The sequence below is a fragment of the Sulfurimonas sp. HSL-3221 genome (assembly GCF_021044585.1).
Taxonomy (GTDB): domain Bacteria; phylum Campylobacterota; class Campylobacteria; order Campylobacterales; family Sulfurimonadaceae; genus Thiomicrolovo; species Thiomicrolovo sulfuroxydans.
In genome coordinates this window covers 869,609-890,731 of record NZ_CP087998.1, presented here as the reverse complement: position 1 = coordinate 890,731, position 21,123 = coordinate 869,609, and the positions used below count along the sequence as shown (strand labels likewise).

The 21,123-nt window shown below is 60.0% G+C and carries 23 protein-coding genes; 3 read left to right on the top strand and 20 right to left on the bottom strand.

The features are described 5' to 3' along the window. Positions 1-3: 3 nt before the first annotated feature. The 5 genes from LOH54_RS04525 to LOH54_RS04505 are packed head-to-tail and all read right to left on the bottom strand — an operon-like array spanning position 4 to position 5,455. Positions 4-2,211: an endonuclease MutS2 gene (locus tag LOH54_RS04525; RefSeq protein WP_231020750.1), complete on the bottom strand. Its 2,208-nt coding sequence runs from the start codon at positions 2,209-2,211 to the stop codon at positions 4-6. After that, entirely contained in the window at positions 2,208-2,537 is a 330-nt protein-coding gene (locus LOH54_RS04520; RefSeq protein ID WP_231020749.1) for a hypothetical protein, read from the bottom strand. Before LOH54_RS04520 ends, LOH54_RS04525 begins: the two co-directional genes overlap by 4 nt. Then, positions 2,534-3,841, bottom strand: a complete 1,308-nt coding sequence (gene murC, locus LOH54_RS04515; RefSeq protein ID WP_231020747.1) for a UDP-N-acetylmuramate--L-alanine ligase — start codon at positions 3,839-3,841, stop codon at positions 2,534-2,536. The genes LOH54_RS04520 and murC overlap by 4 nt, the downstream gene beginning before the upstream one ends. Continuing rightward, positions 3,838-4,323 carry a hypothetical protein gene (locus LOH54_RS04510; protein ID WP_231020745.1) on the bottom strand — a complete coding sequence of 162 codons (486 nt, stop codon included), beginning with the start codon at positions 4,321-4,323 and terminating at the stop codon, positions 3,838-3,840. The genes murC and LOH54_RS04510 overlap by 4 nt, the downstream gene beginning before the upstream one ends. Further along, positions 4,316-5,455, bottom strand: a complete 1,140-nt coding sequence (locus tag LOH54_RS04505) for a succinyldiaminopimelate transaminase (protein ID WP_231020743.1) — start codon at positions 5,453-5,455, stop codon at positions 4,316-4,318. The genes LOH54_RS04510 and LOH54_RS04505 overlap by 8 nt, the downstream gene beginning before the upstream one ends. Positions 5,456-5,555: 100 nt before the next feature. On the opposite strand from LOH54_RS04505, the gene LOH54_RS04500 reads away from it, so the two are divergent. The 3 genes from LOH54_RS04500 (at position 5,556) to LOH54_RS04490 (ending at position 7,132) form a co-directional block, all read left to right on the top strand. Then, positions 5,556-6,161 (top strand): Crp/Fnr family transcriptional regulator, encoded by a 606-nt coding sequence (locus LOH54_RS04500; protein WP_231020741.1) that lies wholly within the window; start codon positions 5,556-5,558, stop codon positions 6,159-6,161. A gap of 123 nt (positions 6,162-6,284) precedes the next feature. After that, positions 6,285-6,779 carry a c-type cytochrome gene (locus LOH54_RS04495; protein WP_231020739.1) on the top strand — a complete coding sequence of 165 codons (495 nt, stop codon included), beginning with the start codon at positions 6,285-6,287 and terminating at the stop codon, positions 6,777-6,779. 143 nt (positions 6,780-6,922) lie between these two features. Then, positions 6,923-7,132: a hypothetical protein gene (locus tag LOH54_RS04490; RefSeq protein WP_231020738.1), complete on the top strand. Its 210-nt coding sequence runs from the start codon at positions 6,923-6,925 to the stop codon at positions 7,130-7,132. 122 nt (positions 7,133-7,254) lie between these two features. On the opposite strand, the gene LOH54_RS04485 is transcribed toward LOH54_RS04490, so the two are convergent. From LOH54_RS04485 to LOH54_RS04415, 15 genes are all read right to left on the bottom strand, one after another. Next, positions 7,255-7,557 carry an MTH1187 family thiamine-binding protein gene (locus tag LOH54_RS04485; protein ID WP_231021218.1) on the bottom strand — a complete coding sequence of 101 codons (303 nt, stop codon included), beginning with the start codon at positions 7,555-7,557 and terminating at the stop codon, positions 7,255-7,257. A gap of 48 nt (positions 7,558-7,605) precedes the next feature. Continuing rightward, positions 7,606-8,112 (bottom strand): tetratricopeptide repeat protein, encoded by a 507-nt coding sequence (locus LOH54_RS04480; RefSeq protein WP_231020732.1) that lies wholly within the window; start codon positions 8,110-8,112, stop codon positions 7,606-7,608. Between the two features lie 112 nt (positions 8,113-8,224). Next, positions 8,225-8,719, bottom strand: coding sequence for an HIT family protein (locus tag LOH54_RS04475; protein WP_231020730.1), 495 nt, complete (start codon positions 8,717-8,719; stop codon positions 8,225-8,227). Positions 8,720-8,788: 69 nt separating this feature from the next. Then, on the bottom strand, positions 8,789-9,679 hold the full coding sequence (locus LOH54_RS04470) for an acyl-[acyl-carrier-protein] thioesterase (protein ID WP_231020729.1): 891 nt from the start codon (positions 9,677-9,679) through the stop codon (positions 8,789-8,791). Positions 9,680-9,754: 75 nt separating this feature from the next. Continuing rightward, positions 9,755-10,237, bottom strand: a complete 483-nt coding sequence (locus tag LOH54_RS04465; protein WP_231020727.1) for a hypothetical protein — start codon at positions 10,235-10,237, stop codon at positions 9,755-9,757. A gap of 11 nt (positions 10,238-10,248) precedes the next feature. After that, positions 10,249-10,443: a hypothetical protein gene (locus LOH54_RS04460; protein WP_231020725.1), complete on the bottom strand. Its 195-nt coding sequence runs from the start codon at positions 10,441-10,443 to the stop codon at positions 10,249-10,251. A 44-nt stretch (positions 10,444-10,487) separates the two neighbouring features. Next, entirely contained in the window at positions 10,488-11,771 is a 1,284-nt protein-coding gene (locus LOH54_RS04455) for a TRAP transporter large permease (protein ID WP_231020716.1), read from the bottom strand. Beyond that, the gene (locus LOH54_RS04450; protein WP_231020714.1) at positions 11,768-12,274 is read right to left on the bottom strand and encodes a TRAP transporter small permease subunit; all 507 of its coding nucleotides are present in this window, start codon (positions 12,272-12,274) and stop codon (positions 11,768-11,770) included. Before LOH54_RS04450 ends, LOH54_RS04455 begins: the two co-directional genes overlap by 4 nt. Positions 12,275-12,284: 10 nt before the next feature. Then, positions 12,285-12,797: a TlpA disulfide reductase family protein gene (locus tag LOH54_RS04445; protein WP_231020712.1), complete on the bottom strand. Its 513-nt coding sequence runs from the start codon at positions 12,795-12,797 to the stop codon at positions 12,285-12,287. A 47-nt stretch (positions 12,798-12,844) separates the two neighbouring features. Next, complete coding sequence (locus tag LOH54_RS04440; RefSeq protein ID WP_231020710.1) at positions 12,845-15,076, bottom strand: TIGR03545 family protein; 2,232 nt, start codon at positions 15,074-15,076, stop codon at positions 12,845-12,847. 86 nt (positions 15,077-15,162) lie between these two features. After that, positions 15,163-16,605: a Mur ligase family protein gene (locus LOH54_RS04435; RefSeq protein WP_349636720.1), complete on the bottom strand. Its 1,443-nt coding sequence runs from the start codon at positions 16,603-16,605 to the stop codon at positions 15,163-15,165. Then, the gene (estV, locus tag LOH54_RS04430) at positions 16,602-17,336 is read right to left on the bottom strand and encodes an EstV family lipase (protein WP_231020708.1); all 735 of its coding nucleotides are present in this window, start codon (positions 17,334-17,336) and stop codon (positions 16,602-16,604) included. The genes LOH54_RS04435 and estV overlap by 4 nt, the downstream gene beginning before the upstream one ends. Beyond that, the gene (locus LOH54_RS04425; protein ID WP_231020700.1) at positions 17,336-18,373 is read right to left on the bottom strand and encodes a D-alanine--D-alanine ligase; all 1,038 of its coding nucleotides are present in this window, start codon (positions 18,371-18,373) and stop codon (positions 17,336-17,338) included. The genes estV and LOH54_RS04425 overlap by 1 nt, the downstream gene beginning before the upstream one ends. Before the next feature lie 8 nt (positions 18,374-18,381). Beyond that, entirely contained in the window at positions 18,382-18,945 is a 564-nt protein-coding gene (gene ruvA, locus LOH54_RS04420; protein WP_231020698.1) for a Holliday junction branch migration protein RuvA, read from the bottom strand. A gap of 128 nt (positions 18,946-19,073) precedes the next feature. After that, on the bottom strand, positions 19,074-20,939 hold the full coding sequence (locus tag LOH54_RS04415; protein ID WP_231020693.1) for a multiheme c-type cytochrome: 1,866 nt from the start codon (positions 20,937-20,939) through the stop codon (positions 19,074-19,076). Positions 20,940-21,123 lie beyond the last annotated feature (184 nt).

Genomic DNA, 21,123 nt, shown 5'->3' with positions numbered 1-21,123 from the left:
ATATCAGAGGTGAACGATTTTTGCCCCGAAACCGCCCAGCTGCGGGGGGGCGTCTTCGAAACTTTTGACGCTGGGGTGTTCTTTGAGGAACTCTTTGACGGCATAGGCGAGCTTGCCCGTGCCGATGCCGTGGTAGATGATCACCTCGTCCCACCCCTGGATGAGGGCGTCCGAGATGAAGACGTCCATCTTTTCACGGGCCTGTTCGGCCCGCATGCCGTGCAGGTCGAGCTTGAGTCCGCCGCGTTTTTCGACCTTGTTGCTCACCTGTACCTTCGGTTTGGGCGCAGCCGCCTTTCCGGCGGGCTTGAGTTCGTTGCGCCGTACCCGCAGCCGCATCCCCTCGACCTCGATCGTCGCTTCCTTCTCTTTGAGCGCGACGATGACGCCGCGCTGCTTGCGGTACTTGACCTCATCTCCGACGTTGAGGGCGACGGGGGCCGTTTTCTGCTTCGCTTCGCGCTTTTCGGGCAGCTGTTTGTTGGCTTCGTTCATCGCCCGGTGGATCGCCGCCGTATCCCCGGCCTTGGCCGCCGCTTTGGCGCTGTCGATCGCCTGCCGGAACTCGCCGCGCAGGCGGCGTTCGAGCTCCTCGTACTCCCGGCGCAGGGTCTCGCGTTCATCCTTCAGTGCACGCTCCCGCTCCTCCAGCCGCTCCAGCCGTTCGTCCGCGTCGGCGTGTTTGCGCCGCAGCGCCCGCTCCAGTTCGCTCCCTCGTTCGATAAGGAGGTTGAGCTTCTCGTGCTGCTCGCCGTAGACCTCCTTGGCGCGCACGACGATCCCCTGGGCGATCCCATAGCGCAGGGCCGTCTCGAAGGCGTAGCTTTTGCCGATGATCCCCTGCAGGAAGTCATAGGTGGGGACCCGGCGCTCCTCGTCGTAGACCGCGGCAACCAATTCGACGTCGTCGCGGTCGGCCATCAGTGAGGCGAGCCGTTTGTGGTGGGTCGTGACGACGATCTTCTGCCCCCGGCGGATCAGGTCGTCGAGGATCACCTTGAAAAGCGCCGCCGCTTCGTCGCTGTCCGTACCCAGTTCGATCTCGTCGACCCCGACCAGGGCCGATTTGCGTTCGAAAAGGCGGGAGAACTGCTGCATCCGCCCGGCGAAGGTGGAGATGTCGTTGCGGACGTTCTGGGGATCGTCGATGACCGCTTCGATCTGTTTGAACGACCCGATGCGCGAACGGTGGGGATTGAGCTTCATCGGCAACAGGTACTTGGCCATCAGCGCCGCCGAGAGGATCGATTTGAGCAGCATCGTCTTTCCCCCCGCGTTGACCCCGGTGATCATCAGCACCGAAGCGCTGAAATCGAGGCTGACGGGTTTGGGGTTGGAGAGGGCCGGGTGCTCGAAGGACTCAAGCACGATCGCCTCGCCCGGCTGTGCCGCGACAATATGCAGCCCTTTGGCACGGGCGAAAAGCACCCGGGCCTGGTAGTGGTCCAGGCGGTCGAACTCTTTGTCGATAAAGCCGATAAAGGGCTGCAATTCGCGCAGCTGCGCCGAGAAGCCCTTGGCGTACTCGTAGTAGCGTGCATCGCGCTCCTGGGTCAGGGCGCGGATCTGTTCTTTCGATTTGAGCAGGGTGTCGGGGGTAACGTAGAAGAAGCCCGCCCCCGTCCGGCCCACGACGCTGCCTTTGAGCACGGCGCTGAAACCGCCGCGCACCAGCAGACACTCCTCGTCGTTGATGTAGTGCACCTGGGTATCGACGAGGTAGCTGCGTAGCCTGTCCGCATAGAGCAGCCGTTTCATCTGCGCCGCGATATCGCCCTTCTGCGCCTTGATCCGTTCGGCGATCGCGAAGAGCTCCTCGTCGAGCTCCTCTTTGAAGTGTCCCTTCTCATCAAAGTGGCGCTCGACCTCCTTGAAGCTGTCGGGGATGACGACGGAGGCCATCCACTCCCCGATGATCCCTTCGAAGCCTTTGTTGCGCAGGGTGCGGAAGTAGCGTACGACCTTGATAAGCTCGAAGATCTGTTCGAAACTGAGCACCCCCTGCTTTTTCAGGTGGATCAGGATCGTATCGAAGGCGGTCGTTTTCGGCGGGGCGGGAAATTCGAGGGCGTCAAGGGCGCGGATGTACTGGTAGTGGCGTCCCTGGTCCCCTTCGATATAGAGGGGCTTTTTACGGCTGAGGAAGCTTTCGATCTCGGCGACGTGGGCCTGAAGATCGAGCTGATCGAGCAGATGGCCGAAAGCGCTCATCGGCACCCTGCGGCGTCGAAGATCTGACCGGCGTGGGGTGTGCCCGCGTTGGCGATAAAGCTCTGGGTGCCGACGCTGAGCGTAAAGGTGCGGTCACTGACCTCCACCCCGCGGCATTCAAGCGTCTGGTGCTGGTTGAATTTCAAAATGACGGCACGGACATGCTCCTGCTGCGCATCCACGGAGCGGTTCCAGGCCACTGCGCCCATGATGATGAGCAGCACTACAGCGGCCATGGAGAGCTTCTGGCGGTGGCTCAGTTCGGTAAAGAAGTGCATCCCCGCATAGAGCAGTGCAATGACGGCGACGATATAGACGTAACTCATTTTTCTCCCCGGAGCTGGTAGGTAATGTCCCCGGCGCCGAAGCCGATGATCAGGCCCGATGCCGGCGTTTCGACAATTGTACCCTCTTTGAGCACTTCAAGACCGCAACCGCTGCGTTTGACGCGGTCGGCCAGCAGCGGGCTGTAGGCGCTGAAAACCCCTTCGAAATCGATGATGCGGGGCTCTTCCCCCGCCGCCCAGACCGGCAGGATGATCAGACGGTCCACCCCCTCGAAACAATGCGAAAACGCCTCGAGGTTGTCGATGGTGCGCGAATACTTGTGGGGCTGCCAGACTGCCGTAATCGTCTCCAGACCCAGCAGGCGGGCATAGGTGCGCGCCGAGGCCATCGTCGCAGCGATCTCGGTGGGGTGGTGGCCGTAATCGTCGATCAGAACGCATTTCTCCCCGCCGTCGATAATGTCGAAGCGCTTCTTGATCCCTCGGTAGCCGAGGATCTTCTCGCGGACCGTTTCCACGGGCATCGTCTCAACTGCGGCGAGAATCGCCAGCGCCGCATCGAGGGCGATATGCTCGCCGAAGCCCCAGACGTCGAAGCTCCCCAGATCTTTCAGGCGGAAGCGCGTATGCGGTTCGCCGTCGTGCAACACGTATTCCACCTCCGAGATGTCCCGGCTGGGATAGAGCCGGATCGCATCGCCTTCTATGGTCGAGAGAAATTCATCCTCCGCATTGATGACCCGGATCGCGGCCGAAGCGATAAAGCGGCGATAGGCGTCATAGAAACGGTCGTAGTCGTACTCGTAATACTCCATGTGCTCGGGTTCGGCGTTGGTGACGATGGCGCAGTAGGGGTTGGCGTTCAGAAAACTGCCGTCGCTCTCGTCCGCTTCGAAGATGAGCCGGTCATTCGTATCGTTGTAGCGTACGTTCGAGCCGAACGCCTTGGACTCGGCCCCGATAATGGCGGACCCTTCCATGATGGCCGCCAGGATCGCCGACGTCGTGCTTTTGCCGTGGGCCCCCGCCACGGCATAGACCTCTTTGTCCTGCAGGATGCGCAGCAGCGCTTCGCGGCGCGGGAGCACCTCGATCCCTTTCGCTTTCGCCGCCGCGACTTCGACATTGGTCGGTTTGATAATCGCCGAATGCACGACGAGGTCCTGGTCCGTGATCGCGCTGGCATCGTGGGGGATGGTGATGGCGACCCCCTTCTCTTTCAACTGCCGTACAATACGGTTCTCCGCGATATCGCTGCCGCTGACCTTGTTGCCTTTATGGTCCATGTACTGCGCCAATCCGGAGATGCCGATCCCCCCGATGCCGATAAAATGGATCTTCACGATTCGCCCGTCCCGTTGTCGTCAACGCGGAACGCGCTGATATAGAAGGTCCCGTTTTGCTGGGTTGCTTCCAGGTCCGCCGCGTCGTCGAGGAACTGGCCGAAATCGGGTATCCGCTCGGCGTACGCCTTGTGCCGCGTCATCGCTTCGGAAAAACGGGCGTCGTCGCTGAGCCCCGCCAGGATCTCGAAAAGCGCCGCCGCATCGGCGGCCTTGCCGGCACTGTAATGCTCCACGGCATACTCGTACAGGGCCCGCAGCGTGGCAAAATCTTTCACATCCGTCATCTGCATGCGGCGTGCGGCCCCCAGGGCGTCTGTGAGGTTTTCCAGCGCCAGGTCCAGGATATTGGCGTAATAGGCGATCAGCATCTTTTCGTCAAAACATTCGTTCGCCTCCTGCTCCAGGACGTAGAGCCCGGCGATATCCGCCGCCTCCTGCGCCTTGAGGATCTTCGCTTTCAGCGCTTCGGCCTTATCCATTCATCGCCTCCTTGATACGTTCGAGCGCCATGCGCGTGCGCTCCGGGCTCTCGACGAGCGCGATGCGGATGCGCCCCCTGCCCGGGTTGTTGCCGTTGACGTCGGTACGGGCCAGGTATTCGCCCGGCAGGACCTTCAGGTTGTAGTCGCGGTAGAGCTTTTCGGTAAAGGCGATCGCGTCGTCCACCTCCAGCCAGAGGTAGAAGGTCGCCTCCGGGACCGCCGTGCCGAGGATTGCCTTCGCGATCTCGAAGTTCTCGCGGTAGACGGCCCGGGCCTCGGCCACATGCGCCTCATCCGCCCAGGCCGCCGCCGCGGCGGTCTGCAGCGGCAGCGGTGACGCGCAGCCGATGTAGGTACGGTACTGGCGGTACCCCTCCAGGATCGTTGCATCGCCGGCGATAAACCCGCTGCGCAGCCCCGGGGCGCTGGAGCGCTTGGAGATGGAGTTGAGCGCCAGGACGTTCTTGAACGCCGTGTTGCCGACGGCCGCGCTCGCTTCCAGGATGCCCGCCGGGGCTTCGTTCGGGTAGATCTCGCTGTAGCACTCGTCGTTAAGTAGTACGAAATCGTACTCCAGCGCCAGCTTGACCCATTCGCCCAGCTCCTCGAGGGAGAGGCAGCTGCTGGTCGGATTGTTCGGGAAGTTGAGGATCACCAGGTCGCTCGACTGCAGGACCGCCGGATCGACCTGCGGTTTGAAACCGTTGGCGGCGTCGAGGTTAAGGTAGTTCACCTTCGCGCGGCTGGCGATCGCCGCCCCTTCGTAGATCTGGTAGAAGGGATTCGTAAAGGTCATGACCGGATCGGGCTTGTCAAACAGGAGGTACTGGGGGAAATTGAAAAGCACCTCTCGGGTCCCGAAACAGGAGACGAGCTGGTCGTTTGCCAGCGTCACGCCGAAACGGCGTGCGACGAAATCGCGCATGGCGCCGTTGAGCATCTCCTCCCCCGCCGTTTTCGGATAGCGGCGCAGGGTGTCGGCACTGCCGCACAGCGCATTCCGGATAAAGGCCGGGGTCTCGAACTGCGGCTCGCCGATGGTCAGCGTCAGCGGGGCGTAGGCGCTGTTGGGCTCGATGGGATCGAGCAGGGCACTTAGTTTTTCGAACGGGTAGGATTCAAACTGCATTCTCGTCCTGATTTTTTTGGCTCTATTATACTTTGTGACCCATTATAATCTGCTATACTTTTGCAGCACCGGGGGCCGTCAAACCCCCGAAAGGAGCCCGATGGAACCTTTCCCATGCTACGGCCGCCTCTCACCTGAATCTCGACGCCTCGTCGATGCCCACGCGGGGGCGGTCCGGCTCCCAAGCGGCGCGGAGCTCTTCGGCCAGGGTGACCGCTGCGCGCAGGTCCTCTTTCTCGGCGAAGGGAGTATCCGCGTCTTCCGGCTCCACGAATCGGGGCAGGAGATCACCCTCTACTTTCTCGGCCCCGGAGAACAGTGCAACGTCAACCTCAACAGCGCCTTTACCGGGACCCCTGCCATCGGGAGCGCCGTCGCCGACGGGCCGATCAGCGGCTACCTCTTCCCCGCCGAGATCGTCAAACAGATCTACACGGCCGAGCGCGACTACCAGCACTACATATTCGCCCTCTTCGCCAAACGGCTTGAATGCATGGCCGGACTGGTCGAAGACGTCCGTTTCAAGAAACTGGACGATCGGCTCCGGGAGTGGCTGCATGCGCAGAATACCCCCCGTATCCCCATCACCCATGAAAAGCTTGCCGCCCACCTCGGCTCATCACGGGAAGTGATCAGCCGACTGCTCAAAGAGCTCGAGCATCACGGCGTCGTCACACTCCACCGGGGAATGATCGAACTGCTTTGATCCCCCGAAAAACCGCATGTTGCTTAAGCTGACTTTATAGCAAAAAACAAATTTCAAGCGCACCTTTGACCCAAATGCTCTAACAGTGTACAATGGCGGCATCTTTTTTTAAAAAGGCTCCCTTTGATAAGAACTCTTGCATTTTCGGCCGCCCTCCTCCTGCTCGCCGGCTGTAACGATTCAAGGAAGACATCGCCCGCCGCCGCGCCGAAAGCCGAAGCCCCCGTTGAAACGCCCGCACCGGCAGTTGCACCGGCAGCCGAACCGGTATCCGAGCCTACACCGGTCAAGGAAGCCGCGGACAACACGTCGGTCGCGGCTGCCGAAAAGGCACCCGTTGTCCAAAGCGCTCCCGCTGCCGAAACTTCTCCGGCACTGCTTTTTCAGAAGTGCGCCGCCTGCCACGGTAACCAGGGTGAGAAAATGGCCCTGAACCAGTCCGCCGTCATCGGCGAATGGGAGAGCAAGCGCATTGCCGACGCTATCATCGGTTATCAGAAAGGCACCTACGGCGGCGCCATGAAAACCCTGATGCAGAACCAGGTCAAAGATCTGACACCCGTTCAGGTCGAGGCCCTCTCCGATTATATCGCCAACCTTTACGTCAAGACCCACTAAGGTTCGCCGATGCAGACGCTGGAAGAGACCCAGATCAAGATCGTCATTTTTCTCGTCATCGGCGCGATCTTCCTCTACGTGCTGACGCGAAAGAAAAAATAGGTTATACTTATTTTTCTTTCAACAGTGAGGAGGGGTTTATTATGCAGGAATTAACGCAGTTTCAACGCGACCGGAACTGGTTCGTCATCTTTTCAGTCGCTTTTGTTTTCGGGATTGTCTGGACAGTGATGGGGGATACGGCAGGGAAACTGCTCTATACGGTGATCGCTTTCGCGCTCTTTATCCATTCGGGCGTGACGATGGAACTTCACGCACACCACGCCGAACACGACCACGACGGCAACGGCTGATTATCTTTAACGCTGCGGTATTCAGGCTATAGCCCGGATATCTACGCTTTGCAGGAGCGCGCAGGTAAACTGCGCCACAGTGTTTCGCCCCCCATTGAAATAGACTCAGATTCTGCCAACCATCAATGGCTGACGTCGCGGCCAAGCTCCCGCTCTACCGAGTCGATCTTCCCTTTCAACCGCCCCGCCTTTCCTTTTCGGATATCAAGTTTCAACGCCGAATAGACCCGTTCGCAATCCTCGCCCAGCACCTCGTATGCCTGCTCGACGACAGCGAGCGCCTCTTTGACGCTCCCCGTCTCGACGATCGTACCCATCGGGGTGAGCTGGTACGGCAGACCGCTGCGGTCGATCATATCGACGATCCGGCTGACATAGGCAGACACGGAAGCACCGTCCCGGCAGTCGCCGCTGGTCGGAAACATGGAAAATTCAAGCAGGACAGAAGTCACGCGCTTCTCCCTTCGCCCTTATCAGCGGACCGCCTGGGGATCAAGACGACGCAGTTTTTCAATGTTGTCCCAGGCGTTGTTGTTGCCGTGCTGGGCCGCCATGCGCCAGTACTTGTATGCCTTGTAGCTGTCTTTTTTGACCCCCATGCCCATCATGTGCATGATCCCGAGGTTGTTCATGGCGACCGAACTGCCGTTCTCGGCGGCACGCTCGTACCACTGTACCGCTTCGCCGTAGTTCTTCTTCACCCCATTGCCCGACTCGTACATATAGCCCAGGTTCAGCTGCGCCTGCGCATGGTTCTGCGCCGCGGCTTTTTTAAACCAGTAAACGGCGAGATCATCGTTTTTGGTCACACCCGCACCCTTGCTGTACATTACGCCAAGGTAGAACTGCGCTTCCGGGTTCCCCTCCGAAGCGGACTTCTTGTACCAGCTCACCGTGCTTGCCTTGTTCACCGCCTCCGCTTCGGTCGCAAAGAGCGCCGTACAGAACAGAAGTACCAAGGCCGTCATTACTGCTTTCATGGTTCTACCCACTTTCACTTATAGATTCCCATATGCTATCTGATATCTATTGAACATAAAATTAAACAAGAAATGAATATTTTTTTGATACAAAAAGTGATATCCGCCTCTTCTATACAAAATAGCGGGGGATCAGTTCCAACAGACGGCGGTAGATCTTTTCGAAATCCGTCGAATAGACCCGCGTTTCCGACACCGCCGTCATAAAGTTCGTATCCTGCTCCCAACGGGGGACGAGGTGCAGATGGATATGTTCGGCGATCCCCGCACCTCCGGCCTTTCCGAGGTTCATACCGATGTTGACCCCTTGTGCGCCGAACCCCTCTTTGAGCATCCTGACCCCCTGCTGCGCCAATGCGCTGATGCGGAGCCACGCCTCCGGATCGAGGCTTTCGAGCGCTTCCGTATGGACATGGGGGATGATCATGAAATGCCCCGGGGTGTAGGGGTAGCGGTTCATCACGGCAAAGCAGTGTTCGTCACGGTAAAGGACATGCAGCTCCTCGTCCGCTTCGGTATGTTCGCTGATATGGCAGAAAACACACCCTTCGATCGGCTGCCCGCTGATGTAATCCGTGCGCCACGGCGCGTAAAGAATCTCTTTCATGCAGGGAGTATAGCGCATAATAATGCACAGAATGAAATTAGAGATATGAAGCGCTGCCGTGATATCGTCTCACCCCTGCAGTGCCGTTTCAGCAGGGGTGAAATATGCATGGAGCCGCCCGTACAGCTCCTCCGGAATCTTCCGCAGCGTGCCGTCGGTCGCATCGACGATGCTCCAGGCGATGACACACCGGGCGACCGGTTCGCGGTCCCCTTCACGCGCGATCGCGACGTGCCATACGCCGCTTTCCGGGCCCAGCTCCGACAAATGCGTCTCAAGCTCCAGCGTCTCCCCCCATACGGCGGGTGTCAGGTACTGAATCTGGACGCCGTCACTCTTCACCGCCAGTCCCTGCGCTTTGAAATCCTTCGGCGCCCATCCGAACTCCGCCAATGCTGCGACGGCGGCGTCTTCGGCAAAGGCGACATACTTCGTATTGTTGACGTGCTCCAGCGTATCGAGGTCCTGCCAGGTAACGGTTCTCTGTTGGCGGACGGCGCGCCCAGACGTGTCGCTAAATACCGGGAAGGGGCGGTACGGCACCGTGCGGGGCGTCTCGATCGTCATACGCTCAACGATCGCCTTTGGAACCGCCTTGGGGCGCATACTCTCCATGTCCAGCGTCACCACCTCCTGCGCCCCTTGGGCGATGACCGCTCCGCTCGCCTTGTGGACAAGTTCGAAATAACGCGTGCCGTGGACACGGCGCCAATGGGCCAGCCAGATCGTCAATTCGAAGGTATCGTCGGGGAGAAGGGGCCGAAGCAGATGGATCTGCGTTTCGCGGACCACCCAGGCCAGGCCGAGCTTTCGGCTGTCCTCTATGCCCAGACCGACCGCGGCACCCCAGTCCCAGGCCGTCTCGATCAGATAGCGGAAATAGGTGGGAAGGTGCACCCGGCCGTTCGCGTTGGCGTCGGACCAGTCGACCCGGAAGGATCTCGTAAAGTACTGTGACATCGGTTTTCCATCGTGATTAAATTTAGGTATGCGGGTGTAAAGGCACTCCAGCGCCGGGCCGCGGCCCCGGCAGACTCATTTGAGTTTCATGGGGTGCAGGGATCGGTATTTGTCCGGGAGCACTCTTTGCGGAATCGTTTTCGGCTTGGGGATACTTCCTGAGACAAGCGGCGCAAAGGGCGTGCCGGGCTGCGGTGTCAAATAGATGTCCGAGCCCTGCGATGTCGGCTTCTGCCAGGGAGGCGACGCCCACGGAAGCAGCAAAGAGAGCTGGCACTCGTAGGTCTCACCGTCGCGGGGATCTTTGCCCGAATGCACGGACATCTCGATCGTGACGGTGCCATTATAGCTGTAGGTGTACTGGCCGTCGCCGTTGAGGTCGAAACGAAAGAACTTCCCGGCAATGGACTGGTGCTGGGCGTTGTAGACCGTACACATCACCTGCGCATCCGACGAACGGACCTTGACCAGTTTGACGGGGACTTTGAATGTAAAATCCACCGGAGCGCCCCAGGCGGAAACAGCGGCAACGAGCAGTGTCAAAAGAACGCGTTTCATGATCGCCTCCTTTACTGCGTCCGGCCGTGCATCTCGACGGCCGGTGTCGTAATAACAGGCGCCATGTAGCCCGTCCGGTCGACTTCAACATATTCGGGTACCGCCTGCACCTTGCCGGTCATCTGGATCGGCGGCGTCGCGATCACTGCACCGAAGGCCACCGCCGTCCCCGTCAGCAGCATGAGTATCATCCATTTTTCACGCATCTCTCACCTCCTATTCCACAGTATACCAGTTTCCCTGTCCGGGTTTATATAAAGGCGAAGACGAGGTCGGGGAAAAGGATGACGATGCCGATCGCCAGGAGCTGCAGCAGAATGAAGGGGATGATCCCCCGGTAGATCTGCAGGGTCGTCACCATCGACCCGGCCGCCCCTTTGAGGAAAAAGAGCGCCAGGCCGAAGGGCGGGGTCAGGAAGGAGGCCTGAAGGTTGAGGGCAATGAGGATGGCGAACCAGACGGGATCGATGCCGAAGGCGTGCATGACGGGCACGAGGATCGGCACGACGATAAAGGAGATCTCGATGAAATCGATAAAGAAGCCGAGGATAAAGATCGCCAGCATCGCGACCCCGATAAAGACCCAGACGTTCCCGATGTCACGGCTGAAGAACTCCAGCACGAGGTCGCTGCCGCCGAGTTCGTTAAAGACGAGGCTGAAAGCCGTCGCCCCGATCAGGATCATAAAGATCATCCCGCTGAGTTTGACCGTCTCCAGCAAGGCGTAGCTCACCATTGCATAGCTCAGGGTGCGGTTGAAGGCGCTAAGCGCAAGGGCGCCGACGACACCGAAAGCCGCCGACTCCGTCGGCGACGCGATCCCGGCAAAGATGGAACCGAGGACCGCGACCATCAGCAGCAGCGGCGGGGCGATGGCCGTCAGCGCCTTGACGATGCCGACGCGTTCGCCAAGGGCCGCTGCCGGCGCGGCTTTGGGCTTCAGCGCTGCATAGAGCAGAATATAGACGATATAAAGACCGACCAGCACCAGGCCCGGCAGTACCGCCCCCATGAAGAGCTCGCCGACGCTGACGTTCATGACGTCGCCGAGAATGATCAGAATGATCGACGGCGGGATGATCTGCCCGAGCGTCCCGCTGGCCGCGACCGTGCCCGACGCCAGCCCTTTGTCGTACCCCGCGTTCAGCATCAGCGGCAGGGCGATAATGCTCATCATCACGACCGAAGCGCTGACGATGCCCGTCGAGGCGGCGAGGATCGTACCGACGAGCACGACGCTGACGGCCAAGCCGCCGCGCAGCCCTCCGAAGAGGCCGCTCATCGTCTCGAGAAGCTTCTCGGCCATTTTCGATTTTTCCAGTATCAGCCCCATGGCGATGAAGAGCGGGACCGCCATCAGGGTCGTATTGCCCATGATGCCGTAGATGCGGAACGGCAGCAGGCTGAAGACCTGCAGCCCGAGCTCGGGGATCAGCAGCGCAAAGAGCAGCGCGACACCGCCAAAAACGAAGGCGACGGGAATGCCCGAGAGCAGCAGCGCCAGCGCGATGACGAACATGGCCAGCGCGATCACACAGACTCCTTCAGGGCATGCCATGCCTCGGCCAGTTCACGCAGCGCCTGCAGGATCAGCAGGGCAAACGCCAGGGGGATAAGCGCCTTGACGACGAAACGGTAAGGGAGTCCGCCCGGGTCGGAGGAGGCTTCCATCTGCTCAAAACTCATCAGGACGAAATCAAAACTGACGTAGAGGATCAGCGCGGAGACGGGCAGCACGAAGAAGAGCATTGTCCCCAGGTTCACGACCTGTTTGGTCCGTTCGGAGAAGCGGTCGTAAAAGATGTCGACGCGCACATGCGCCCCGCGGTGCATGGCGTAGGCGACGCCGAGCATGATGACGACGTCGAAAAGGTGCCACTCCAGTTCCTGCAGCGCGACGGAGCCTTCGTGAAACAGGTAGCGGCGGGTGGCGTCAAAGACGATCAGCAGGACCAGCGCTCCCAGTACGGCGGCACTGAGCGCGCCGACCGCACGGATCAGCTGCCGGATAAGGCCGAACTTCCCGCGTTCACTCATACCCTAACAGTCACTTCTTGAGCAGTTCGCTGAAGATCATTTCCAGGTCTTTGTCGCTCAGATACCCCGGGATGATCTCGGACACCTCGCCCTTGCCGTTGAAGACGATGTTGAAGGGGATGCTCCCGTTGAAACGGGCGCGCGAACCGATGTGCTGGACGATCGCCATGTTGTCTTCGTATTCGAACACAGGGTAGTTGAAGCCCGCTTTCCCGGCAATCTGCGCGCGCTCCTGCGGCATCATGCGCCCCTGCATATGGATACCGATGATGCCGATGCGCCCCCCGTAGCGTTTTTTGAGCGCCTCCAGATGCGGGATCTCCTTCTTGCAGTAGCGGCACTGCTTGCCGAAAAAGTTCACCAGTACCGGTTTGCCGTCAAACCCTCTGAAGCGCATGCCGTTGGGCAGCTCCGTCGCGGCGATCGTCTTCTCGCCGGCCGCCTTGAGCGTAAACATCTCCGCGGCACCCGCCGAGCCCATCGTCAGCAGCAGTGCCGCCATCATCATCATTATTCTTTTCATCTTACTCCCATTTCTCCTATGAATTTTGTTGATCGCCAGCGCCGTCCCTAGAAGGGAAGCACACCTTTGAGCTTGTCGCCGACCGCGCCGCCTCCGGCAAGTTTTGTCGCTTCCTCGGCCAGTTTGCCGAGCATCGTATTCTGATCGCCGGCGAGTTTATCGACGTCGGCGATCCCCGCCTGGGACGACTTCAGGTCGGCCAGCTGCGCCGCGGTGTCCCCGCCCAGCAACGATTTGAGCTCACCCTGGTACTTCTCAAGCTCTTTGCCCATCGCTTTGCCGAGCCCCTGTGAGATCTGGCGGTCCAGGTCGGACTTGACGCCGATGGTCGGTGCCGTCAGTGTCCCGCCCAGGGTCGTGTCCAGCTTGAACGCGGAGATCCCGCTGAGGATACTTGAGACGATCTCTCCCGTCTTGCCGCTGAGTCCCTCGGCCGTGATGGCCGCGTCGCTGAAAGCGAAACTCCCCTCCCCGGCAAGCGCCGTGGCGTCGCTGAGGCTGAGCGTCCCCGTCATGGCCATGTTGCTCTTGTCCAGCAGTACCGGTTTCATATCGAGTGCGTCCATCGGAATGCGCAGCGCTTTGAAGTTCACGCTATCGAGAACGGTATCTCCCAGGCGGTTGTCTTCGCCCTCAAGCACGAGCCCTTTGACCGTCGGGCCGTCACTGGCCGCCTTGAAGCTCAGCGGACGCCCGAGCGCCTTCTGGTTGTCGGAGATGTCTCGGACGGTGCCCGAGAACGCCTGGGTCTTGAAGAGGCCGTCTATCTGGGTCAGCGCGATCAGCAGATCCGGACTGGGAACCGTCTGCGCATAGCGCATCCAGCGCCCTTCGCCCCGCGGCGGCACCGCCTCCTCCGGCGGGTTCTCATCCCCGGCGCTGCCGAGGTAGGGAGAGACCATTCCGTAGTACTTGCGCGCCATCGCCAGGTACCCTCTGATCTTCTCGCCGAAGAGCCTGCCGATCACGTTCAACGCCCCGTTGCCGTCGAGGGTATAGGTCGATTTGAGGCGGTTGTAATCCGCCATCGGGGCGTCTTTGACCTGCTGCATCAGCTCGGCGATGCGCTTACGGTCGCTGTCGAAGTCCGCTTTGATCTTCTCAAGCGCTTTCTTGCGCGTATCGATCTTCGCCTTGAACGCCTTGACCTCCTGGGCCAGCTTGAGCATCGACTGCGGATCTTTTGACTTGCTCATCGTCTTGAGGTTGTCGAGGTCACCCTTCAGTTCGGTGAGGCTGTCGCCACTGAGCTCCTCCTTGGAGGTCTTCTCCCAGCGTGCCTTGATCTCACCGATCTCTTTTTGCGCGTCGTTATAGACCTTGACCGACTGCAGGTCCGCCTGGGCAATGAGGGTCTTGGGGTCGGGGAATTCGAACGTCGGAAGTGCGAACCCCTCCCCGTCCGTTTTCCCTGCCGCTGTCTGCTCGGCAGTTGCGGGTGATTTTTTCAGTGTCGCCGGGGTGTCGAACCCGACGCCGCTGACGATCATCTTCTCGATATGCACCCTGTCCATCAGCAGTGCCGAGAGATCGGCGTCAAAACTGATCAGCTCCGCCGAAACGGCGTCGACCCCCTCTTGTTTGCCCGCGACTTCCAGACGGTGGAGCGTGACGGCCCCCTTGCTGAAGTCCGTATCGACGGAACCGACGCGGACATCGCGCTGCAGCGCGAGGCTGCCGCCCGTCTCCACCGTCCATTTCAGCAACGGGTCGATAACCAGCAGCGCGACGGCAGTGACGATCCCGCCCCCGGCGACGTAGAGGCCCGCGCCCCACCAGCGCACCGTCGGGTCCAGGTGCGTCGTTGCTTTGAGGAAACCGAATGTCCCCAGAACGGGGCGCCGTTCCAGGAAAGACGCCAGCACCGTGCGGTAACGTCCGATCAGCCATCCCAGCAGCAGGTAGAGCGGTACGGCCAGCAGCAGTGAGACGACCGTCGCCCCCATGACAAGGGTATTGTTGAAGTGCGTCAGGCGGACAAAGCCGTTGTTATAGAACCCTGTCCAAAGCCCCTGCAGCCCGTCGCTGCTGAGGATGGCGTAACCGAGCTGTTCGAACCAGGGGTCAAAGAGGTAGCCGACCCCGGCGAAAAGCGCCGCCGAAACGAAAAAGAGCCCCAGGTGGATGTTGAGCAAAAAGGCAAGCAGGAGGATCACGGCATTCTGCAGCCCGCTGATGGGCGTCAGCCCGGCGATCATCCCGAGGGTGATCGCCAGCGTCACCTGCCAGGGGCTCTGGGCGGAGTTCAGGGCTTTGAAAAGCTTGAGAAGAAATTGCATGGGGGGCTCCTTTGGCGCTGGGACTTGTGGGTGTGCCCGTATTATATTACAAAATAATTTGCCGTCGGTTACGCTGACGGACGCCCCTAGATAAAGTTCGGGGCGTCGTTGGCGAAATAGATAATGTCGCCGGGGCGGGTCTTCTCGGCCAGCACGGAGGTCAGGGTGCTCTTCTCCTCGAGGTAAATGGCGTCCGGAACGTCCAGCTGCGCCTTGAACTGCGCAGCATTGAGTTTTCCGGTGACAATGACGAGGTCGAACACCCCGTTGATCGCCTCGATCAGTTCGCGGTTGAGGGCTTCCGTACTCTCCACCAGCCCCGGAGTGACGATCACTTTGCGTCCCGGGTGCATGGAACAGAGGCGGATCCCCTCTTTCATCCCGTCGATATTGCCGTTGTAGCCGTCGTCGAGGATGATCTTTCCACCGGCGTCGATGCGCTGCAGGCGGTGTTCGACGGGCTGCAGGGCTTCGACCCCCTTGATGATGGCATCGTCCGTCATCCCCATTTCCCGGGCGATCAGCACGGCGGCCTCGATGTTCACGGCGTTAAAGCCGCCGAGGACCGGGGCGTGCAGATGCAGGGGGGCGTCATCAAGGGCCAGGTCGAACGACGTCCCGTCGAGATCGGCGGCGATGTTTCCGATCTCCGTCCCGAAGAAACGCACCTTTTCATGGGGTTCCTCCGTCGCTTCAAAGTGCACGAGGGCCTGTTTGAGGCGGGGTGACTGGATCAGTTCCAGCTTGGTACGCACGATCGTCTCCAGGTCACCGAAATACTCCAGGTGCTGCGGCCCGACCTTGCCGACGACGGCGTAGTGCGGCGCCACGAGCTGGGCGATCTCCAGAATGTCGCCGGGACGTCGGGCGCCTGCCTCGCAAACATAGACCCGGGCCGTATCAGGCAAATCTTCATTGATATCTTTGATGATGCCGCCGAGGGTATTGACGCTGCGCGGCGTCATGTAGACCTCAAACTGCGTCCCCAGCAGCTGGGCGATGAAGTTCTTCATGCTCGTTTTGCCGTAGCTCCCCGTCACGGCGACGACGGTCAGCCCCTCCAGGCGGGCGAGTTTGCGCTTCGCCTCTTTTTTATAGGCGAGGAAGAGGAATTTCTCGATGCCCGTGGAGAGCAGCCACGCCAGCAGCAGCGGGAGGAAAAGCGGCAGGGTGCCGCAGCTCTTGATAAGGCAGAGGAAATCGCCGAACAGCGCCAGCGCACCGAGCAGGATCAGGAAACGCTTGACCCGCCAGGTCAGCACCAGCTTCTTGTCCAGGCGCACGTACCACCAGACGAACGCGCCGAAATAGAGCAGGAAAAAGAGCGGGAAAAGGTCGCCGAGGACGAAATAGGCGAGAAACGGCACGACGAAGTAGAGAAGGTGCCAGCTGCGTTTGTGGTGGTTGAGCACGACGCGCTCGAGCTTGTAGCTGTACCACTGCAGATTAAGAATGAGATACCACCCGAGCGTCAGGACCAGCGCAAGGTTGGTCGCGAATGCCACGGCCTGTGCCATCGCCGGGGTCACTTGACGCTCCGGGTGAATTCGGCGGCGATCTCCGCCGCGACCGCTTCGGGCTGTTTCAGGAAGAAGTAGTGGTCCCCCTCCATCGCGACCAGGCGGCTGTTCTCAATGAGGGTGTCGATCTTTTCCGCGCTCTTCATCGGCGTCGCCGTATCGTCGCGCCCCCAGCACAGCAGCGCCCGCCCGCCGAAGTGGCGGAAGGTGCCCGAAAAATCTTCGTTGACGACGCGCTTGAAGGTCTCGTACATCACCCGGTTCAGCGACTTGGCGTCCTCGGCGACGAAACGCGCGCGCAGCTGGGCCAACCCCAGGTTCTTGAGCAGTTTGAACGCGGCGATCTTCGCCCGCACTTTCAGCGGCTTGGGCCAGACGATCCCCGCGGAGGAGAGCAGCACCAGCAGCCGGGGGCGCAGCAGGGTCGCCACCTTGCCGCCGAAGGAGTGCCCGACGATCACCTCCTTGTCGTTGGCATTGATCTGCGCCAGGAAAAGTTCCATGATATCGGCGTAGCCTTCACTGTCCAGTGCAATCGGCGCCGTCGAATTGCCGAATCCCGGCAGGTCGATGTAGACATGCCGGAAGGTATCGAGCGTCCGGCCGAACGCCTGCTTCATCAGCTCCTTGTTCGAACCCCAGCCGTGCAGGAAAACGATGGTGTGCTTCGCCCCGGGATTGACGATCTCGTAACTGATCGAGAAAGTCTGCTGGGCGTATTGGAGGGTCTTGATGGCCACTATTTTCCTTTGGCTGCATTGATGGAGTGAATGTATTTGTAATCCACCTGCGGGCGGCGCGCACGCGGCAGGTTCGAGAGCAGATCAGCGACGGCCGCGGGGAAATCCGCGAAAAGATAGTTCGCCATCGACCCCGGGATGGGGTTGATCTCGTTGAGATAGACCTCGCCGTCAATGACGAAGAAATCGCAGCGGATCAGCGCCCCTTCGAAGAGCCCGTCGTAAATGGAGGCGAAGGCCAGTTTGAGCTTGACAGCCAGCACGTCGTCGATCGCGGCGCCGCCGACCTCCCCGCTGCGGGCAAAGTCGAGGTACTTCTTGTCGAAATCGAGGAACTCGTTTTTCTGCGGCTCTTCGATGATGGAGTAGACGATCCCCTCCGCCCCACGGTAGCCGGCCAGGTTATACTCTTTGACCCCGGCGATGAAGGGCTCGACGATGACGCTGTCATCGAACTCAAAGGCGACGTCGAGGGCATAATCGAGTTCCGCGGCGTTTTTGACGACGCTGACCCCGATGGAGCTGCCCAGGCGTGAAGGCTTGACGATGCAGGGCATGGACGTCGACACCTTGTGCTCCGCCGCGGCGTGCAGCTCTTCGTATGCCACCGTTTTGACACCGCGTCCCGCGGCGAACCACTTGGTCATGCGCTTGTCGAAGCTGAGCACCGATGCATCCGTGCGCGGGCCGATGAAGGGAATATCGAAGAACGACAGCAGCGACGCGACCGTTCCGTCCTCGCCGTCGGCGCCGTGGATCAGGTTCAGCACCGGCATCGCATGCTCGGTGGAACCCAGGCGGCGTTTTTGTACGAACGCCCCTTTGGTCAGGGTCAGTACCGGAGCCTTTTTATAGTCGCCGGAAGCAAAATACTTCGCCTTCATATTGCCGCGGTCGATCAGGTAAAAGGTGTGGTCCTGGTCGCAGAAAACGAACGTCAATTCATAGCCGGAAAGCTTCTCCATCACGGTGATGGCGCTGACGATGCTGATCTCGTGTTCGTAACTCGCGCCGCCGAATACAATCGCTAATTTCAAGGTGATCCTTACAGTTTCTGAAGTAGTTTGAGCGCCTCTTTGACCAGGGCGGAGGTCTCGGTGCTTTCGCATTTGGCCAGGGCTTTGGCCACTTCCTCTTTTTTGAAGCCCAGGGATTCCAGGGCCTGGGCCGCTTCGCCGGAGGCGGCCGTGACGGCCGCGTGTCCGGCGGTCAGTTCGATGTCGAAGCCCGCCAGCTCGACGAGGATCCGTCCCGCACTCTTGGGACCGATGCCCGGTACGCGCTTGAGCTGGGCGATATCGTTGGCCGCGATCACCTGCCCGAACTGCGCGGCCGTAAAGGTCGAACAGATCGCCTGGGCGACCTTGGGGCCGACACCGTTGATTTTGATCAGGCGTTCGAAAAGCACCTTTTCGCCCTTCTCAAAAAAACCGAACAGCAGCTGGGCGTCTTCGCGGATAATGTGGGAGGTGTGGAGTTTGACCCGGGGTTCGCGGATGGCGCCGTAGGTCTGAAGCGAAATGAAAACCTCGTAGATCAGCCCTGAGACGTTCAGGTGCACCACTGTTGGTTCTTTGTGTTCTACCGCGCCTTCAATCCCGACGATCATCCCCGCTCCTGCAGCCAATTTGGTTGTTATTGTAATGCAAAGGGGGTTAAAGTTGTGTAAAAGAGGAAGGGGCCCAAAGCGCCCCCGCGACCGCCCGGAACGCACGGCACCGCAGAGGAAGCCTGCGTCTATTTTCCGCCGCGGCGTTTAAGCGGGTAGGTTTCGTCGTTGTCGGAGGCATCCGAACAGCTGGGGTCCTGCAGGTCGGTTTTGCCGTCACCGTCGTTGTCGATGCCGTCGCTGCACTCCGGGAGCGGTTCGGGCGTCGCCGGTGTGACCGCGTCGGTCTCGTCATCGTCCGCGCTGTCGGCACACCCCGGATCGGCCAGGTCCGTCAGGCCGTCGCCGTCGTTGTCGACACCGTCGCTGCAGGCCGGCAACGGCGCGCCGCCGCTCCCCCCTACCTCGAACGCTGTCGCCGCGATCTGCGCTGTTTTCATCGCCGACGCATCGTACATCGACCGGAATGCCGACGCTTCCGCGGAGCTGTCACTGAACATATCCTGGGCAAAGGCATAGGAGACCGGCTGGTAGAGCAGCTCCGCCTCTACATGGTAACTGCCTTCCGGCAGTCCGCTGACGCGGTAGGAGATCGTGTCGCTCCCGCCGATGAAATCGGTGTCGTTTTCGGCGTTGCCATGCACGCGGATATCGTCGGACGCCGTCGCCTTGTCAAAGCCCGCGGGCAGGATACGGTTGTCTTTTTTGTACGCCATGCCGCGCAGCAGCGTATAGGTCACGTCACCGAGGTTGTTTGCCATGATCGTCTCGTAGATCTGTACCTGGTCGGCCGAGGAGATGACGTCGTAATGGGGCTCATACGCCGAGGCGTCTCCGTCGGCGTCCGCGCCCTCGATGCTGCCGTCGGCGTTTGCACGTCCCGATTCGAAGACGACACTCCCCCCGGCGTCGATCACTTTGAAGTGGACAAACGCCCGGCGGGAGGGGAAGCTCGTCGGGAGCTTATGCCCCGTCGTGCTGCTGATCTTGAGCGCCACTTCCAGCGTCCCCTGCTGCAGTGATGACTGAAGCCGTTCGATGGATGCGGCGCTTTTGAGCATTTCGTCCGCCTTGGCAATCGTCGTATCGAAGTTGTTCGCCGTCACTTCCAGCGCGCTTTTGTTGTTTTTCAGAATGTCCAGCAGCAGCACGTTGCCGCCGACGAACATATGCTGCGCGAAGCCGTCGCGCGGCGTATTCGCCCAGTTCGGGCGCATCGAGATACGCACGCCGTCGACCCGCTTCATGTGGCAATCCTGGCAGCTTTTGCTCTGGGCGTAACCGCTGTGTTCCCATTCGCTGTAGGGCATCTGCTCGGGAAACCCGCTCTCGGGCGTTGTGCTGAGGACATTACCGTTCTCGTCGACATAAGGCGTTTTCAGGTTATGGCAGCTCGCGCACATTTTCGAAGCGCTGATGTGATCACTCTGTCGAATCGTATAGTTGAGGTTGTTCATCATCGGTCCGGCAAAGACGTCGCCGTATTGCCCGTAGATGCTGCGGCTGTCGTCGATCTCATAGCCGCCGGACATTCCCGAGAGCGTTCCGAGATTGCCGCTCTCTTTGATCTGGTGGCAGAGCGTACAGCTCACCCCGTTCAGGGCCTCGTCATGGTGCGCGTTGTTCGGGTTGAGGAAACCGCTGCCGAAGATTTCTACCGCGTCGCCGGACGTGTGGGCCTCGACGTTCGCCATCGGGGCGTGGCAGCGTGTACATTTGTCGTTGATCACCCCCTCCAGGTGCGGGTTGCGGTTGATCTCGGTTCGCACTTTCGCCCGCCACATCGGGTCTTTGGAGGCGTTGGCCATCATCGTTGAAGACCACGCCGTCTCGATCGACATATCGTTGCCGTAGCTGTCCGTCATACCGTTGTGGCAGCGCATACAGTTGCCCGAACCCATAAAGTGATAGGACGTAAAATAGCTGTCTTCCGCCTGTGCAAGGGTGAGCAGGAACCCCAGCAGCAGTAGACACTTTCTTAAAATAACATTCACAAACATCTCCTAATATCAAAATCGAAGTGCATGTTAAGAAAATAGTGTTAAATCTGTGTTAATTTGTTTAATGTGATAGATTGATAACAGCTTGGCGCCCCATACCTGAGGATGATTTTGAGTTCCCCTGTGCTAGAATCCCTCCTTAATAAGGGAGCTCTACCGATGACCAATACAACAAACG

What these genes read in the sequence shown, in the direction of transcription:
- LOH54_RS04520 (WP_231020749.1), bottom strand. Translation starts at nt 2,537, where the DNA reads ATGAGTTACGTCTATATCGTCGCCGTCATTGCACTGCTCTATGCGGGG.
- LOH54_RS04480 (WP_231020732.1), bottom strand. Translation starts at nt 8,112, where the DNA reads ATGAAAGCAGTAATGACGGCCTTGGTACTTCTGTTCTGTACGGCGCTC.
- LOH54_RS04510 (WP_231020745.1), bottom strand. Translation starts at nt 4,323, where the DNA reads ATGGATAAGGCCGAAGCGCTGAAAGCGAAGATCCTCAAGGCGCAGGAG.
- LOH54_RS04440 (WP_231020710.1), bottom strand. Translation starts at nt 15,076, where the DNA reads ATGCAATTTCTTCTCAAGCTTTTCAAAGCCCTGAACTCCGCCCAGAGC.
- ruvA (WP_231020698.1), bottom strand. Translation starts at nt 18,945, where the DNA reads ATGATCGTCGGGATTGAAGGCGCGGTAGAACACAAAGAACCAACAGTG.
- LOH54_RS04485 (WP_231021218.1), bottom strand. Translation starts at nt 7,557, where the DNA reads ATGTTTCCGACCAGCGGCGACTGCCGGGACGGTGCTTCCGTGTCTGCC.
- LOH54_RS04470 (WP_231020729.1), bottom strand. Translation starts at nt 9,679, where the DNA reads ATGTCACAGTACTTTACGAGATCCTTCCGGGTCGACTGGTCCGACGCC.
- LOH54_RS04475 (WP_231020730.1), bottom strand. Translation starts at nt 8,719, where the DNA reads ATGAAAGAGATTCTTTACGCGCCGTGGCGCACGGATTACATCAGCGGG.
- LOH54_RS04500 (WP_231020741.1), top strand. Translation starts at nt 5,556, where the DNA reads ATGGAACCTTTCCCATGCTACGGCCGCCTCTCACCTGAATCTCGACGC.
- LOH54_RS04490 (WP_231020738.1), top strand. Translation starts at nt 6,923, where the DNA reads ATGCAGGAATTAACGCAGTTTCAACGCGACCGGAACTGGTTCGTCATC.
- LOH54_RS04505 (WP_231020743.1), bottom strand. Translation starts at nt 5,455, where the DNA reads ATGCAGTTTGAATCCTACCCGTTCGAAAAACTAAGTGCCCTGCTCGAT.
- LOH54_RS04460 (WP_231020725.1), bottom strand. Translation starts at nt 10,443, where the DNA reads ATGCGTGAAAAATGGATGATACTCATGCTGCTGACGGGGACGGCGGTG.
- LOH54_RS04465 (WP_231020727.1), bottom strand. Translation starts at nt 10,237, where the DNA reads ATGAAACGCGTTCTTTTGACACTGCTCGTTGCCGCTGTTTCCGCCTGG.
- LOH54_RS04450 (WP_231020714.1), bottom strand. Translation starts at nt 12,274, where the DNA reads ATGAGTGAACGCGGGAAGTTCGGCCTTATCCGGCAGCTGATCCGTGCG.
- LOH54_RS04525 (WP_231020750.1), bottom strand. Translation starts at nt 2,211, where the DNA reads ATGAGCGCTTTCGGCCATCTGCTCGATCAGCTCGATCTTCAGGCCCAC.
- LOH54_RS04445 (WP_231020712.1), bottom strand. Translation starts at nt 12,797, where the DNA reads ATGAAAAGAATAATGATGATGATGGCGGCACTGCTGCTGACGATGGGC.